This is a genomic window from Banduia mediterranea, assembly GCF_031846245.1.
In the GTDB taxonomy this organism is placed as follows: Bacteria; Pseudomonadota; Gammaproteobacteria; order Nevskiales; family Nevskiaceae; genus Banduia; species Banduia mediterranea.
Map to the genome: position 1 here is coordinate 120,068 of NZ_JAVRIC010000002.1, position 14,308 is coordinate 134,375.

Below are 14,308 nucleotides of genomic sequence, written 5' to 3' on the forward strand. Positions count from 1 at the left end.
CTGCTCAATTTACCTGCCTATTGCGCCCCCCCCAGAAAGGCTTCCGCAACTCAGTCTTGAGAATCTTTCCGGCGCCGCTCACCGGCAGCGGCTCGCCGCGAACCGTGACGCTGCGCGGCAACTTGTAGCCGGCAATACGCTCGCGGCAATGCGTGAGGATCAGCTCTTCAGTCAGCGTGACGCCCGGCTTGGGAACGACCACGGCATGCACCGCCTCACCCCATTGTTCGGACGGCACCCCGATCACGGCACATTCCTGTACTCCGGGGTGCTCGTAGATTGCGCCCTCGACTTCGACACTGAAAACGTTCTCACCCCCGCTGATGATCATATCCTTGGCACGGTCGACGATGAACACGAAGCCCTCGTCATCCATGTAGCCCAGATCGCCGGTATGCAACCAGCCGCCACGCAGCGTCTGCTCGGTCTGCTCGTCGAGCCCCCAGTACCCCATCATCACGTTCATTCCGCGCGCACAGATCTCGCCGACCTGACCCCGGGGCAATTCGCGATCCTCCGAATCGAAGATCATCACTTCGACGCCGTAAGCCGGGCGGCCAGCGCTGGTGAGCTTGGAACCGCCCTTGACGTGGAAACGCGGTTCCAGGAAGGTGATCACCGGGGAGGCCTCTGTCTGTCCGTAGCCCTGCGCAAACCGGACACCCGGCAGCAGATTCATCGCCTTTCTCAGCACCGCTTCGGGCATCGGCGAGGCCCCGTACATAAGCCTTCTGAAGCTTGACAGGTCGCAGCCGTTGATGCGTTCGGAATTCACCAGCAGGTTAACCATCGTCGGCACCAGAATCGAGTGCGTGACACGGTGCTTGACCATTGCGTCAAGTACCGCATCAACATCGAAACGCGGCACCATGACGTGAGTCCCGCCGGCCATGGTTAGCGCAAAAGTATTCGCCATATCCGCCAGGTGGAACATCGGCGCCGCGTGCAAATAGATCGCCGTGTCGTCATACCCCAAGGCGGGAAGGACGTTGAGCGCGTTGTAGACGATGTTGTCATGCGACAACATGACGCCCTTTGACTTGCCGGTCGTACCGCCGGTATAGAACAGGCCGGCGAGATCGCTGCCGCCGGCATTGACGTCCGGCACCGGCGCGGCCTGCGCCAAAAGCTTTTCGTACTCGATGCAGCCCTCCGGACATGCACCTTCGCCGATGAACACGATGTGGGCGACGGTCTTGAGCAAGGGTTTGAGCGCCGGCAACATCTGAGAGAACGCGTCGTCCACGAACAGCACGCGGCTCCGGGAGTCCTCCAATGTGTAAGCAATCTCTGGCGGCGCCAGGCGAATGTTTACCGGATTGGAGGCAGCGCCGGCCCAGGCGATGCCGTAGAAATATTCCAGGTAGCGGTCGCTATTGAGCGCCAGAATCGCAACCCGGTCCCCTCGCTCCACACCCAGCTGCGCAAACGCGCCGGCCAAGCGTGAGACCCGCTCTTGGAACTGAGCCCAAGTCTGATGTCGGTCGCCATAGATCGTGGCAGTTCCCTGTGCCCTGATCTGAACGGCACGACGCAACGTTTGTATGATGAACATTGACCCCGGTCTCCTCTCTGTCTGAATTACTTGCACGGCATTCTAACGAATGTTAGGTTTCTTCGCGTTGGTACGCAAGACTTATCGCTGGCCCGAGTCAAGCCGCCTGCCGCCGCGCTTCGCCGAAAATGATCCGCGCGAGATCGACCATCATCCGTCATCAACCAAGGGTACCCCGGCTTGAAATCGATGCATGCCCCTCATTACACGGCTCCCGAGACGCTGGCCTCCGGCCTCGCCGAATGCCAGTACGTCGCCAGCTCCAGGATTGCTACGGCCACCTATCTTGGGCTGCATCTGGAGAAGCCCTTGCTGGTCGAGGGGCCCGCGGGCGTCGGCAAGACCGAGCTGGCCAAGGCGCTGGCCCAGCTGCTGGACGTCCCTCTGGTGCGCCTGCAATGTTACGAGGGCCTCGACGAGGCCAAGGCACTGTATGAATGGAAGTACAGCAAACAATTGCTGTACACGCAGATCCTGCGCGACAAGCTCGGCGAGCTGATGCAGGGCGCCGCGACGCTGGTACAGGCCATGGACAGGCTGCACGCGCACGACGATCTGTTCTACTCGGAAGCCTTCCTGGAGCCGCGGCCGCTGCTGCGCGCGCTACGCGAGCCGCGCGGCTGTGTGCTGCTGGTGGACGAGATCGACAAGGCAGATCCGGAGTTCGAAGCCTTTCTGCTGGAAGTGCTGTCGGACTATCAGATTTCGGTGCCCGAACTGGGCACACTGGCGGCCACGGTGCGTCCGCTCGTGCTGCTCACCAGCAACGGCGCACGTGAGCTGTCGGACGCCCTGCGCCGCCGCTGCCTGCATCTGTACATCGGCTATCCCGAGCCGGCACTGGAACGCCGCATCCTGCGCTCCCGGGTTCCCGAGCTTCCGGAACGGCTCGGCCACCGGCTGGTGGCCTTCGTCCAGGCCCTGCGCGAGCTGGACCTGAAGAAACTCCCTGCGGTCAGCGAGACGCTCGACTGGGCGCGCACGCTGGTCTTGCTCAATGCCGATGAGTTGGGGGAGGATCTGGTCCGCGATACGCTCGCCGCCCTGCTCAAGCACGAGGAAGACGTGGTCAGCGCAGGCGCTGCGCTGCCGCGCATTCTTGCGGCGACCCGGGAGGCGGGGGGCCGTGCTGCGCACGCTTGAGGAGTTCTTCCGCGCGCTGCGCGGCAGCGGCCTCGAACCAGGGCTCTCCGAATGCCTGGACGCCGCGCGCGCCGCCGGGCTCGTCGGCATCGAGGACCGGGAGCGCCTGCGCGACGCCCTCGGTTCGACGCTGGCCAAGAAGGCGGCGGACCGCGCGCACTTCGACGAGGTCTTCGATCGCTTCTTCGCCTTCGGTCTGTTCGCGGCTGCCGGCGCAGCGCCCGATGTCGCGACGGTGACAGAGCCCGCTGATCCGCAACAGGCGGAACTGCCGGCCTCGGAGCTGCTGCGCGTCATCGAGACGCGTGACCAGGCCAGTCTGGCGCGCCGGCTGCGCCAGGCCGAACAGGCCGTGAGGCTCGACGGGGCTTGGCTGTTCACGCAGCGCGGCCTTTACACCCGGCGCATGCTCGAGGCCATGGGCACCCCGGCGCTGAGCGCCGAACGCTCCGAGCTGCAGGCCGCGCTCGACACCGGTCGTGCGCCGCCCGGCGCGGCCCAGCGCATCCAGCGCCTGCGCCGGGCCGAGGAATGCCTGTTCGAGGAAGTCCGCGATCACGTGGGACGCCGCGTCGCGATGTATGGCGGGGCGGCCGTCGAGCGGCTGCGCGACTCGGCGCTCGCCGCCGAACCGCTATCGCGCATCGAGCGGCGTGATTTCGACCGCATGCGCCGCTTGGTGCACCGGCTCGCGCGCCGGCTGGCCGCGCGCCACGCCCTGCGCAGCCGCCGGCGGCGCCGGGGGCGGCTGGACCTGCGCCGCACGCTGGCGCGCAATGCCGCTTACGACGGCATCCCTTTCGAAACCTGCTGGCGCCGGCGCAGGATCGACAAGCCCCGGCTCGTCGTGGTCTGCGACGTGTCCCGCTCGGTGCAGGCTCATGCACGCTTCCTGCTGCTGCTGCTGTATGGGCTGCGCGATCTGCTGCCGGATGTCCGCAGCTTCGCCTTCACCCATCACCTGGTGGACGTGTCCGAGCGCTTCGACGCCGACCCGCCGCACATCGCCATCGAGCGGGTACTCGACCAGGTGGGCGGCACCGGCACCAACTACGGCCTAATGCTGCGCGATTTCGCGCGCAGCGAGCTGCCCCGCGTGGACCGGCGCTGCGCGGTGATCTTCCTCGGCGACGCGCGGAACAACCGCGCCGCGCCCGAAACCGCCGTGCTGCGCACTTTGTACCAGCGGGCGCGGCAGGTCGTCTGGCTCAATCCGGAGCCGCGCAGCTTCTGGGGGCTCGGTGACTCGGAAATGCAGCATTACGCCCCTTGCTGCCACGCTGTCCATGAATGCGGCACGCTGGCACAGCTGGAGCGCGCCGTCGACCGGCTGCTACACAGCGCCGCATAGCCTGGCATTGGAGCTCAGCCACATGAAGACCCCACCCCGCGCCAGCGATGACCCTGCCGAAACAGCGGTCCGCGAGGTGATCGACGCGCTCACGCTCGAACCGACCGGGCCGGACCGCTACCGCGTGCGGCCGCGCGAATTCGGGCGCCGCCGGCTGTTTGGTGGTCAGGTCTTCGCACAGAGCCTGATGGCGGCCCAGCACAGCGCACCCGAACGCCCGCCGCATTCGGTGCACGCCTGCTTCCTGCTGCCCGGCACGCCCGATATTCCAGTGGACTTCGAGGTCGAACGCGTCCGCGATGGCGGTGCGTTTTCCTGTCGGCACGTGCGGGCACTGCAGGGTGGTCGAGAGATCCTGACCATGTTCGTGTCCTGCCAGCGCCCCGAAGCCGGATACGAGCATCAATGCCCCATGCCCGATGTGCCCGCGCCGGAAAGCCTGCGCAGCAGTGGCGAGCTGTTGCGCGAGTGGACCGCGCGCACCGGGGAGATTCCGCATGCGATGCTGGAGACCAGCATGACCTTGCGCATGGGGCTGGAACTGCGACCGCTGGACCCGGAAGGCGTGTTCGGCACGCTGGTGCGTCCACCGCAGAACGCGCACTGGTTCCGCATCTGCCGGAAAGTGCCGGTCGATCCCGCCCTGCATCGCGGCCTGCTGGCCTTTGCCAGCGACCTCGGCTTTCTGGGTACTGCACTGCGCCCACACGGCAAGCCCTGGTTCGCACCCGACATCCAGCCGTCCACGATCGATCATTCGCTATGGCTGCACCGCTCCGTGCGCGTCGACGACTGGCTGCTCTATGTGATGGACTCGCCGACAGCCCAAGGCGCGCGCGGCTTTGTGCGCGGCAGCATCTACGACCGCGCCGGCCGGCTCGTGGCCTCCACCGCGCAGGACGGCCTGCTACGCGATACCCGCTTGCGCCACAGCAACGCAACGCCACGTCCCACCCCGGTTACAGGAGCTTCGCTTTGAACACCAACCCCCTGCTCAGCGGCATTCGCGTACTGGACCTTTCGCGACTACTTCCCGGCCCCTTTGCCACCCTCTACCTCGCCCAGCTGGGCGCCGAAGTCATCAAGATCGAAGAACCCGGCATCGGCGATTACGCCCGCCAGATGCCCGGCTTGTTCGAACAGGTGAACCGCGGCAAAAAGTCCGTCGTGCTGGACCTGCGCGAACCGGACGACGTCGAACGGTTCAAAGCAATGTCGGTTGAGGCCGATGTCGTTGTCGACACCTTCCGTCCGGATGTCATGCGCAAGCTCGGCTGCGACTACGACACGCTCAAGGCACTCAACCCAAGGTTGGTCTACGCCGCACTCACCGGCTACGGTCACAGCGGTCCTTACCGCAACCGGCCCGGTCATGACATGAACTATCGCGGCTACGCAGGTGAACTGGCGCAGAACGCGCCGCCTGACGGCACACCACTGGTCGGCGACTTCCAGGTCGCGGACCTCGCCGGTGGCGCGCTTTCCTGTGTGATCGGCATCCTCGCCGCGCTCAACGGCGTGCGGGCCAGCGGGCAGGGCTGTTTCGTCGACGTGGCGATGCTCGACTGCACGCTGGCGCTACAAGTCGCCACCCTCGCCGAGCTGCGCGACCGCGGCAAGGCGCCGCGCCCCGGCAGCGGGATGCTCTCCGGCGCGATGCCCAACTACAACGTCTACCAGTGCGCCGACGGTCGCCACCTCGCCCTGGGCGCCTTCGAGCACAAGTTCTTCGCCAATTTCTGTCGACTCGCTGACCGCGCCGACCTGCTCGAACTGCCTTACGCGCCGGGCGCCCAGGGTCAGCCGCTGCGTGAGGCCGTTGCGGCGCTCGTTGCCACGCGGACACGTGACGACTGGGAGGCCCTGATGGCCGACCAGGACACCTGCGCATCCGCAATCCTGAGCATGGATGAGGTGCTCCAGAACGCGCAGGTGTGCGCGCGCGAACTTGTGCAGTGGGACAACGGCAAGCCCGCCTTCGGCATGCCGATCCGATTCGATGGTCAAGCCCGCCCCACACTCGGCCCCAGCCCCACACTCGGTCAGGATAACGAAACGCTGGCCGCTCGCTGAGCATGCCCGCGCACCAGCGCAGCGTTTTCTGCTACAGCACACCCTATCCTTGGATAGGTTCCGAAACGCCCCGCAGCGGCAATAATGTGAGCTGGACACCGCGGCGATATGTCGGGACGCGGTCGCAACGCAGGTCCGCGTCGAACACGCACCTGCCCCCGAGGCCCCGACCGTCAGTCACAGAAAAGCAGGAGGAGAGATCATGGATGCACAAACCCAGCTGCGGGCTGCCGCAGATCGCGCCTACTCGATGCCTTTGGAGCAGATCGACCCCAGCGATCCGACACTCCAGCAGGACGACACGCACGCGCCTTACTTCGCGCGGCTGCGCGAAGAAGACCCCATCCACCACACGGCCGATAGCCTGTTCGGACCGTTCTGGTCGGTGACGCGCTACGACGACATCATGCACGTCGAAATGAATCCGCAGCTGTTCTCTTCGGACAGCCGCCGCGGCGGCATCGCCATCATGGACGGCAACGCGGCCGTATCGCTGCCGATGTTCATCGCCATGGACCCGCCCAAGCACGACGTGCAGCGTAAGGTGGTCAGCCCGATCGTGGCTCCGGAAAACCTGGCGCGGATGTCGGGCCTGATCCGCCAGCGCACCGCCGACACGCTCGACAGTCTGCCGATCAACCAGACGTTCGACTGGGTTCCGTCGGTTTCGATCAACCTGACCACCAAGATGCTGGCGACCCTGTTCGACTTTCCGTTCGAGGAGCGGCAGCTGCTGACGTACTGGTCGGACGTGACCACCGCGCTGCCGGGCACGGGCGTCATCGACAGCGAAGAACATCGCATGGCCGAGCTGCGCAAGTGCGGCGAATACTTCCTGCGTCTGTGGAACGAGCGCGTCAACGCCGAACCCAAGCCCGATCTGATCTCGATGCTGGCGCATTCGGAGAAGACGCGCAACATGCCGCCAGACGAGTATCTGGGCAATGTGCTGCTCCTGATCGTAGGTGGCAATGACACGACCCGGAACACGATGAGCGGCAGCGTGCTCGCGCTCAACCGCTTTCCGGACGAGTACCGCAAACTGTGCGCCAACCCGCAGCTGCTGGAGAGTACAGCAGTCCCCGAGTTCGTCCGCTGGCAGACACCTCTGGCCCATATGCGCCGCACCGCGACACAGGACACCGAACTGCACGGCAAGCGCATCCGCGCCGGCGAGAAGGTCGTGATGTGGTATGTCTCCAGCAACCGTGAACCGGGCAAGTTCAACGATCCCGGCAGCCTGCAACTCGACCGCGAGAATGCACGCCAGCATCAGTCCTTCGGCTTCGGCATCCATCGCTGCGTCGGAAACCGTCTGGCGGAACTGCAGGTGCGCATCCTCTGGGAAGAGATCCTCAAGCGCTGGCCCGAGCCGGGGCAGATCGAGGTGATCGGCGAACCGCAGCGTCTGTGCAACCCGTTCGTTCGCGGCTACAGCTCGCTGCCGGTGCGCATCAACGCCTGACCTGACCGGCGCCGGCCGCCGCCGGCCGGCGCCGCGGCCACGAACAACCGCCTTTCCGGCACCACAGCGAAGCCTGCAGGGCCTCAAAGGCATGATCGCCCCAAGGGCGCCGACTGCCGTTTTCTTTCACGGAGCCACAATGAAAATCACATACATCGACTACAACGGGACGCAACGGGACGTCGAAGTCGAGGCGGGCACCAACCTGCGCGACGCCGCACTGAACAACGCGATACCGGGCATCGACGGCGACTGCGGCGGTGAATGCGCATGTGCCACCTGCCACGTTCGCGTGGACCCCGCCTGGCTGCCCAGACTGCCGACGATGGGTGATCAGGAAAAAATGATGCTCGAGATGATGGACGACCGCGACGAACGGTCCCGCCTGGGTTGCCAGATCCACCTGAGCCCGGAGCTCGATGGCCTGGTCGTCCATACACCAATGGGGCAGCACTGAAGCGCGCCCGGGACGGGGCTCTGTGCGCTTGAAACTGGCTGCTGAAAAAGCCCATCCCTGGACTGTTCGGCCCCAGCCCCACACTCGGTCAGGATAACGAAACGCTGGCCGCTCGCTGAGCATGCCCGCGCACCAGCGCAGCGCTTCCTGCTGCTGCACACCCTATCCTTGGATAGGTTCCGAAACGCCCCGCAGCGGCAATAATGTGAGCTGGGCACCGCGGCGATATGTCGGGACGCGGTCGCAACGCAGGTCCGCGTCGAACACGCACCTGCCCCCGAGGCCCCGACCTTCAGTCACAGAAGCAGGAGAAGATCATGGATACACAAACCCAGCTGCGGGCTGCCGCAGATCGCGCCTACTCGATGCCTTTGGAGCAGATCGACCCCAGCGACCCGACACTCCAGCAGGACGACACGCACGCGCCTTACTTCGCGCGGCTGCGCGAAGAAGACCCCATCCACCACACGGCCGATAGCCTGTTCGGACCGTTCTGGTCGGTGACGCGCTACGACGACATCATGCACGTCGAAATGAATCCGCAGCTGTTCTCTTCGGACAGCCGCCGCGGCGGCATCATCATCATGGACAGCAACGCGGCCGCATCGCTGCCGATGTTCATCGCCATGGACCCGCCCAAGCACGACGAGCAGCGTAAGGTGGTCAGCCCGGTCGTGGCTCCGGAAAACCTGGCACGGATGTCGGGCCTGATCCGCCAGCGCACCGCCGACACGCTCGACAGTCTGCCGATCAACCAGACGTTCGACTGGGTTCCGTCGGTTTCGATCAACCTGACCACCAAGATGCTGGCGACCCTGTTCGACTTTCCGTTCGAGGAGCGGCAGCTGCTGACGTACTGGTCGGACGTGACCACCGCGCTGCCGGGCACGGGCGTCATCGACAGCGAAGAACATCGCATGGCCGAGCTGGGCAAGTGCAGCGAATACTTCCTGCGTCTGTGGAACGAGCGCGTCAACGCCGAACCCAAGCCCGATCTGATCTCGATGCTGGCGCATTCGGAGAAGACGCGCAACATGCCGCCAGACGAGTATCTGGGCAATGTGCTGCTCCTGATCGTAGGTGGCAATGACACGACCCGGAACACGATGAGCGGCAGCGTGCTCGCGCTCAACCGCTTTCCGGACGAGTACCGCAAACTGTGCGCCAACCCGCAGCTGCTGGAGAGTACAGCAGTCCCCGAGTTCGTCCGCTGGCAGACACCTCTGGCCCATATGCGCCGCACCGCGACACAGGACACCGAACTGCACGGCAAGCGCATCCGCGCCGGCGAGAAGGTCGTGATGTGGTATGTCTCCAGCAACCGTGAACCGGGCAAGTTCAACGATCCCGGCAGCCTGCAACTCGACCGCGAGAATGCACGCCAGCATCAGTCCTTCGGCTTCGGCATCCATCGCTGCGTCGGAAACCGTCTGGCGGAACTGCAGGTGCGCATCCTCTGGGAAGAGATCCTCAAGCGCTGGCCCGAGCCGGGGCAGATCGAGGTGATCGGCGAACCGCAGCGTCTGTGCAACCCGTTCGTTCGCGGCTACAGCTCGCTGCCGGTGCGCATCAACGCCTGACCTGACCGGCGCCGGCCGCCGCCGGCCGGCGCCGCGGCCACGAACAACCGCCTTTCCGGCACCACAGCGAAGCCTGCAGGGCCTCAAAGGCATGATCGCCCCAAGGGCGCCGACTGCCGTTTTCTTTCACGGAGCCACAATGAAAATCACATACATCGACTACAACGGGACGCAACGGGACGTCGAAGTCGAGGCGGGCACCAACCTGCGCGACGCCGCACTGAACAACGCGATACCGGGCATCGACGGCGACTGCGGCGGTGAATGCGCATGTGCCACCTGCCACGTTCGCGTGGACCCCGCCTGGCTGCCCAGACTGCCGACGATGGGTGATCAGGAAAAAATGATGCTCGAGATGATGGACGACCGCGACGAACGGTCCCGCCTGGGTTGCCAGATCCACCTGAGCCCGGAGCTCGATGGCCTGGTCGTCCATACACCAATGGGGCAGCACTGAAGCGCGCCCGGGACGGGGCTCTGTGCGCTTGAAACTGGCTGCTGAAAAAAGCCCATCCCTGGACTGTTCCAGGTCGCTCAGAAAAGACTTGACTTTTCTATGCGCCTGGCGATCAAGCGTTTAAGGCATTTGATCGCCGTTGACACATCCGTGTGCCATCCGCAGCCTGCTAAAGCAGCTTCAACACGCGCGCGCATGCCACAGCTTCCGTGCGGTTGCGCGCGCCGAGCTTGGCGTAGATGTTGTGCAGATGCCATTTCACGGTGCCGACCGACACCAGCAGCGCCCGAGAGATGGCCTTGTTGGTCTGGCCCGAAGCCACCAGACCGAGAATGCGCAACTCCTGTGCACTCAGTTCACCGCACCGGCGTTCACCATCGACCGCCGTCGGTGCCGTCGTGCCCCCACCGAAGCCGGCGACAAGTTCCGTCAGGAAGGCATGCTCAGGGTTGGTCGGCGCCGCCGCGGCGGCGCCGACTTCCAGGTTCTCCAGCATCGAGCAGGCCAGGCGTTTGACCCGCGCCCCTTCGTCGAGAAACACCCTCAAATAGCGCTCCTTGGCAGCAAGGCCCAGCGCCTCGTGCAGCGCGCGGCGCGCCTCACGTTCCTCGCCCAGGGCAGACAAGGCCAGCGCCCGGAGTATCAGGGCGTCCAGGAAACGGAAGGCCAGCCGGCGGCTACGCGCACGCCGAATCGCCCGGTTTGCGGCGTTCAGTGTCTCTTCGGGCCGATTGTCCACGAGCGCTAGTCGTGCCTCGAGGTTGGCCCAGGCCACGACGCGTGCGATGGTCCTGGCCTCGGCGCCGTCAGCGGCGCCGTCCAGACACCGAAGCTGCTGCGCGAGGTGCTGCGCGCGCCCGCTATCTCCCTCGCGCAGCGCGAGCCGGAACTGCTCGATCCGCAGCTCGGTCGACAGTCGCGGAAAGCCTGAGGCGTCGGCAAACTCCATCCCTTCGTCGAGCAGGGCGTAGGCGTCGGCCCCGCGGTCCTCCAGCCACAGGATGCGGGCCATCGTCTGGTAGCCCGCGATCAGGGGGTCGACCGAACTCTGCTCCCGCAGATGGACCAGCGCCGAGTCCAACAGGCCTTTCGCCTCGTCGATGCGGTTGCGCTGGTAGCACATCGCCGCCATCTGTGCCCGCAGCATGAACAATGCATGGGAGCGTACCCCCAAATGGCGCTCGACGTGGACCATCCCCCTGCGGCAGACCGCCATCGCCTGTTCCAGCTGGCCCTGCTTGGCGTACAGCGTGGCCAGCACCATGACGGTCCAGGCGATGCTGTAATGCCCGTCGGCTTTCAGAAACGCGCGCCAGGCGGCCTGCAGCTCGGTGATGCCGCGCTCGTAGTCGGCGACGGACTTGCACGCGAACCCGAGCGCGGTGTGCGCGACGCCCTTTTCGAAAGCATCGGCGCACGGATAGCTCCGCAACCAACGCTCGCTGCGTTCGAGAATGTCCTCGACGCGATCCGCCAGTGCGGCGTTTGCCAGATTCTGCAGTTCGAGCTCGCGCCGAATCCGTGGCGTGAAAGCTTCTGGATGCCGATCACAGTACTGCTCCAGCCTAGCGAGTTCGCGCTTCGAATCGTCGAAACGGTGTACGAAGCTCAGTGACCACGCTTTTTGGAGACCGATCTGAGGCCAGCGTTCGGCATGCGCCTCCGGCAGGCGGCGCAGCCAGCGCAGCAGCGTGGCGTGCCTGCCGCTCAGGCGCACCAGTTCCTCTGCACAGCTGGCGATCCAGGCCGCGGCCGACGACCAGTCACCCGCGTCAAGGGCCAGCGGAATCGCCGTTTCGGTGTCGCCCTGTCCAGCGAACCACTGTGCCGCCCGGGCCCGCAGGGCCGCCGGTGCGGCGGGGCTCTCATGGGCCAGACGCCGCAGCAGAAAATCGGCGAACAGTGGATGGTAGCGCCACCAGCGCCGCTCCTGATCCAAGGGAACAATGAACAGGTTGCGTGCTTCGCAGACCTCCAGCATCGCCTGGCTGTGCATGCTGCCGGTCACGGCCCCGCACAGCTCAGCACACAGACGTGGCAGCACGGAGGTTTCCAGCAGAAAGGCCCGACTGTCCGCGTCCAGCGCGGACAGCACGGCCTCGCCGAAATAATCCTGGACATGCCGGTGGCTGCCGGTGAAATCGCGCAGCACGTCGTCGGGCTCCGGACAGTCGCGAAGGGATACCGCCACAAGCTGCAGTCCGGCAGGCCAGCCTTGGAGCCGCTCCAGAAGGGCTTCGATGGCCTCTGGCGAGAGCGACAGACCGGCCTGTCGCTCAATCAGCGTCCGCCCCTCCGAAGCGGAAAGGCGGAGCACGTCCGTAGTGAATTCCAGCAGGCGTCCGCGCAGTCGCAGCTCGCTCAGAGCCAGCGCAGGCAGGCCACGACTGCCGACCACGAAGCTCACGTTGTCCGTCGCACGTGCCAGCAGCCGCAGGATCAGCTCCTGCGCCGACGGTTCCGAGATCAAGTGGAGGTCGTCGAGAAACACTGTGACGTGTTCTTCGGTGGACGCCAGCGCGCTGACCAGTATGTCGACGAGCGACCGACTGGACGTAGCGCCGCCAAAAGCGCCGGCCGGCTGCAGGGACCAAGCCGGGGACCGGCCCGTCGCAGACTCCACGGCGGCCAGAAGATGCGCGCCAAGCCTTACCGGATCGTTGTCGGCATCGTCCAGATCCAACCATGCCAGGCGTTCGCCCGCTGCTTCGAGCAGGCGGTACCAGCGGATCATGGCGGTGGTCTTGCCATAGCCGGCCGGCCCCGCGAACAGAGCGAGCCGCCACAACCCTGCACACCAGTTCTGAGGCGGATCCAGCCGGGACCGGACGATGACCGCGGCGGCGGTCTGAGGCGGGTGGAGCTTGGCGGAAAGCATGCCGTGGATCAGCAGCCCTGGAGCTCAGGGGCGGGCAAGTGCCGGTCGGGCGGCTCGCCGGCTAATGCCCCCCGAGCATCAAGAAGACCTGAAGCTCGCCGACCGCTGCGCCCAGGATGGCGCCGGCGATCACGACCAACATCTCGTTCTCCTTGAAGGCGGGGCGCAATACCGATTCGAATTCCTCTGGGGACAATTTGTTCATCCGCGACAGGATCGTCGAATTGATGTCCAGTGCATCCAGCGCATACTGCTCGACCGTCTTCGACGCCTCCGGGATCAGATCGACGATACGCTGGGCCACCAGTTTGCGCAACTCTTCGTAGCGTTCATGGCCCAACGCCATGACCACCACGGGCTGGGTCCAGCCGAGCCGTTCGTCGATCGCATCACGCACCCGCCGGTGCACGAGCTCGACGATGCGATCCAGCGCCGGCCCGCGCAGCAGCTCTTCGATCATGTGGGCCGGCGTCAACAGTTCGTTGGCCATCAGGCTTGCGTACTCACGGGCCACCTCGTCCTGGCGCGCAAGGAACTTGCCCTGGACAGTGAATCCCATGATCTTCTTGGGATACAGCGGCCTGAACAGCAACTGCAGGGCCACCCAGTCGCTCACGAAACCGATCAGGCCACCGAACAGGGGCATCAGCAGCGGCTCGTGCCAGGTAATCCAGCAGCCCAGTTGCACCAGACCGATGCCCAGGCCGAACCAGAAGCCGATGTTGCGGAAAAAGCGCAGTTCCGGCCCGCCGACACGCCAGAAAATCTCGTTGAGCTTGGCCTTGTCGCGGATCAGGTTCTCCGTCACCACGCGGCGAATGTCGAAGTACTCGGTAACGTTGCCGGACGCCGAATTCCAGGACTCGACCACGATGCCCGGAATCTCGCTCTGGTAGCGCTCGATCAGCCGGCGTCGCCAGGACAGCGGCATCCGCGTCCAGAACCCAGGGAAGTAGCTCTCACCGATCTCGCGTATCAGCGACTCGGACGCCCGCATCAGCGGCTTCTGCAACTCCAGCATCATCCGGTCCGGATCCAGGCGCTCGAACAGCTCGTTGGAGTCGAGCAGGCGGGAGGCCATGAGATCCGCCGACAGCGCAGCGATCTTCTCCGCCTTGCGCGGCAGGATGCCCTGCCAGCCGAGCCACGGCCGGATGCCGACGAACTCCAGCGGCCGAAAAATCATCTGCACGGCCAGGGACTTGGTCACATAGCCGACCATCCCGGCGACCAAAGGGATCGCGAGATAAACCCACAAGTTCTCCTGCAACTCGGCAACCAGCCCCGAAAGGTTCATTGACTCTCCAAAATCATGCGGATTCCGAGGCGCTTGGGCGCAAATGCCGCAC

The 14,308-nt window shown here is 65.2% G+C and carries 11 protein-coding genes; 8 read left to right on the forward strand and 3 right to left on the reverse strand.

Annotated elements, in window-relative coordinates:
- Nucleotides 1-4: 4 nt before the first annotated feature.
- A complete protein-coding gene (locus tag RM530_RS02075; protein WP_349256155.1) occupies nt 5-1,555 on the reverse strand; it encodes a long-chain-fatty-acid--CoA ligase in 1,551 nt (516 codons plus the stop codon).
- Nucleotides 1,556-1,744: 189 nt separating this feature from the next.
- Here RM530_RS02075 and RM530_RS02080 point away from each other — a divergent pair, with 189 nt between their 5' ends.
- The 8 genes from RM530_RS02080 to RM530_RS02115 all read left to right on the forward strand — a co-directional run bounded on the left by RM530_RS02080 (nt 1,745) and on the right by RM530_RS02115 (nt 10,081).
- Complete coding sequence (locus RM530_RS02080) at nt 1,745-2,698, forward strand: AAA family ATPase (RefSeq protein ID WP_311363545.1); 954 nt, start codon at nt 1,745-1,747, stop codon at nt 2,696-2,698.
- Complete coding sequence (locus RM530_RS02085) at nt 2,682-4,049, forward strand: VWA domain-containing protein (protein WP_311363546.1); 1,368 nt, start codon at nt 2,682-2,684, stop codon at nt 4,047-4,049. Before RM530_RS02080 ends, RM530_RS02085 begins: the two co-directional genes overlap by 17 nt.
- A 22-nt stretch (nt 4,050-4,071) precedes the next feature.
- Complete coding sequence (locus tag RM530_RS02090) at nt 4,072-5,028, forward strand: acyl-CoA thioesterase (RefSeq protein ID WP_311363547.1); 957 nt, start codon at nt 4,072-4,074, stop codon at nt 5,026-5,028.
- Nucleotides 5,025-6,122: a CaiB/BaiF CoA transferase family protein gene (locus RM530_RS02095; protein ID WP_311363548.1), complete on the forward strand. Its 1,098-nt coding sequence runs from the start codon at nt 5,025-5,027 to the stop codon at nt 6,120-6,122. Before RM530_RS02090 ends, RM530_RS02095 begins: the two co-directional genes overlap by 4 nt.
- Nucleotides 6,123-6,324: 202 nt before the next feature.
- Nucleotides 6,325-7,587, forward strand: a complete 1,263-nt coding sequence (locus RM530_RS02100) for a cytochrome P450 (protein WP_311363549.1) — start codon at nt 6,325-6,327, stop codon at nt 7,585-7,587.
- Between the two features lie 139 nt (nt 7,588-7,726).
- Entirely contained in the window at nt 7,727-8,044 is a 318-nt protein-coding gene (locus tag RM530_RS02105; protein WP_311363550.1) for a 2Fe-2S iron-sulfur cluster-binding protein, read from the forward strand.
- A gap of 317 nt (nt 8,045-8,361) precedes the next feature.
- Complete coding sequence (locus RM530_RS02110) at nt 8,362-9,624, forward strand: cytochrome P450 (protein ID WP_311363551.1); 1,263 nt, start codon at nt 8,362-8,364, stop codon at nt 9,622-9,624.
- Nucleotides 9,625-9,763: 139 nt separating this feature from the next.
- Nucleotides 9,764-10,081 carry a 2Fe-2S iron-sulfur cluster-binding protein gene (locus RM530_RS02115; protein ID WP_311363550.1) on the forward strand — a complete coding sequence of 106 codons (318 nt, stop codon included), beginning with the start codon at nt 9,764-9,766 and terminating at the stop codon, nt 10,079-10,081.
- Nucleotides 10,082-10,250: 169 nt separating this feature from the next.
- Here RM530_RS02115 and RM530_RS02120 read toward each other — a convergent pair whose 3' ends face one another.
- Together RM530_RS02120 and RM530_RS02125 are read right to left on the reverse strand one after the other, a co-directional pair.
- Nucleotides 10,251-12,869, reverse strand: coding sequence for a winged helix-turn-helix domain-containing protein (locus tag RM530_RS02120; protein ID WP_311363552.1), 2,619 nt, complete (start codon nt 12,867-12,869; stop codon nt 10,251-10,253).
- 151 nt (nt 12,870-13,020) lie between these two features.
- On the reverse strand, nt 13,021-14,256 hold the full coding sequence (locus tag RM530_RS02125; RefSeq protein ID WP_311363553.1) for a DUF445 family protein: 1,236 nt from the start codon (nt 14,254-14,256) through the stop codon (nt 13,021-13,023).
- Nucleotides 14,257-14,308: the final 52 nt, after the last annotated feature.

Excerpts from the sequence above, each read along its gene's own strand:
- RM530_RS02100 (WP_311363549.1), top strand. The coding sequence starts at position 6,325 with ATGGATGCACAAACCCAGCTGCGGGCTGCCGCAGATCGCGCCTACTCG.
- RM530_RS02080 (WP_311363545.1), top strand. The coding sequence starts at position 1,745 with ATGCATGCCCCTCATTACACGGCTCCCGAGACGCTGGCCTCCGGCCTC.
- RM530_RS02115 (WP_311363550.1), top strand. The coding sequence starts at position 9,764 with ATGAAAATCACATACATCGACTACAACGGGACGCAACGGGACGTCGAA.
- RM530_RS02125 (WP_311363553.1), bottom strand. The coding sequence starts at position 14,256 with ATGAACCTTTCGGGGCTGGTTGCCGAGTTGCAGGAGAACTTGTGGGTT.
- RM530_RS02110 (WP_311363551.1), top strand. The coding sequence starts at position 8,362 with ATGGATACACAAACCCAGCTGCGGGCTGCCGCAGATCGCGCCTACTCG.
- RM530_RS02075 (WP_349256155.1), bottom strand. The coding sequence starts at position 1,555 with ATGTTCATCATACAAACGTTGCGTCGTGCCGTTCAGATCAGGGCACAG.
- RM530_RS02090 (WP_311363547.1), top strand. The coding sequence starts at position 4,072 with ATGAAGACCCCACCCCGCGCCAGCGATGACCCTGCCGAAACAGCGGTC.
- RM530_RS02105 (WP_311363550.1), top strand. The coding sequence starts at position 7,727 with ATGAAAATCACATACATCGACTACAACGGGACGCAACGGGACGTCGAA.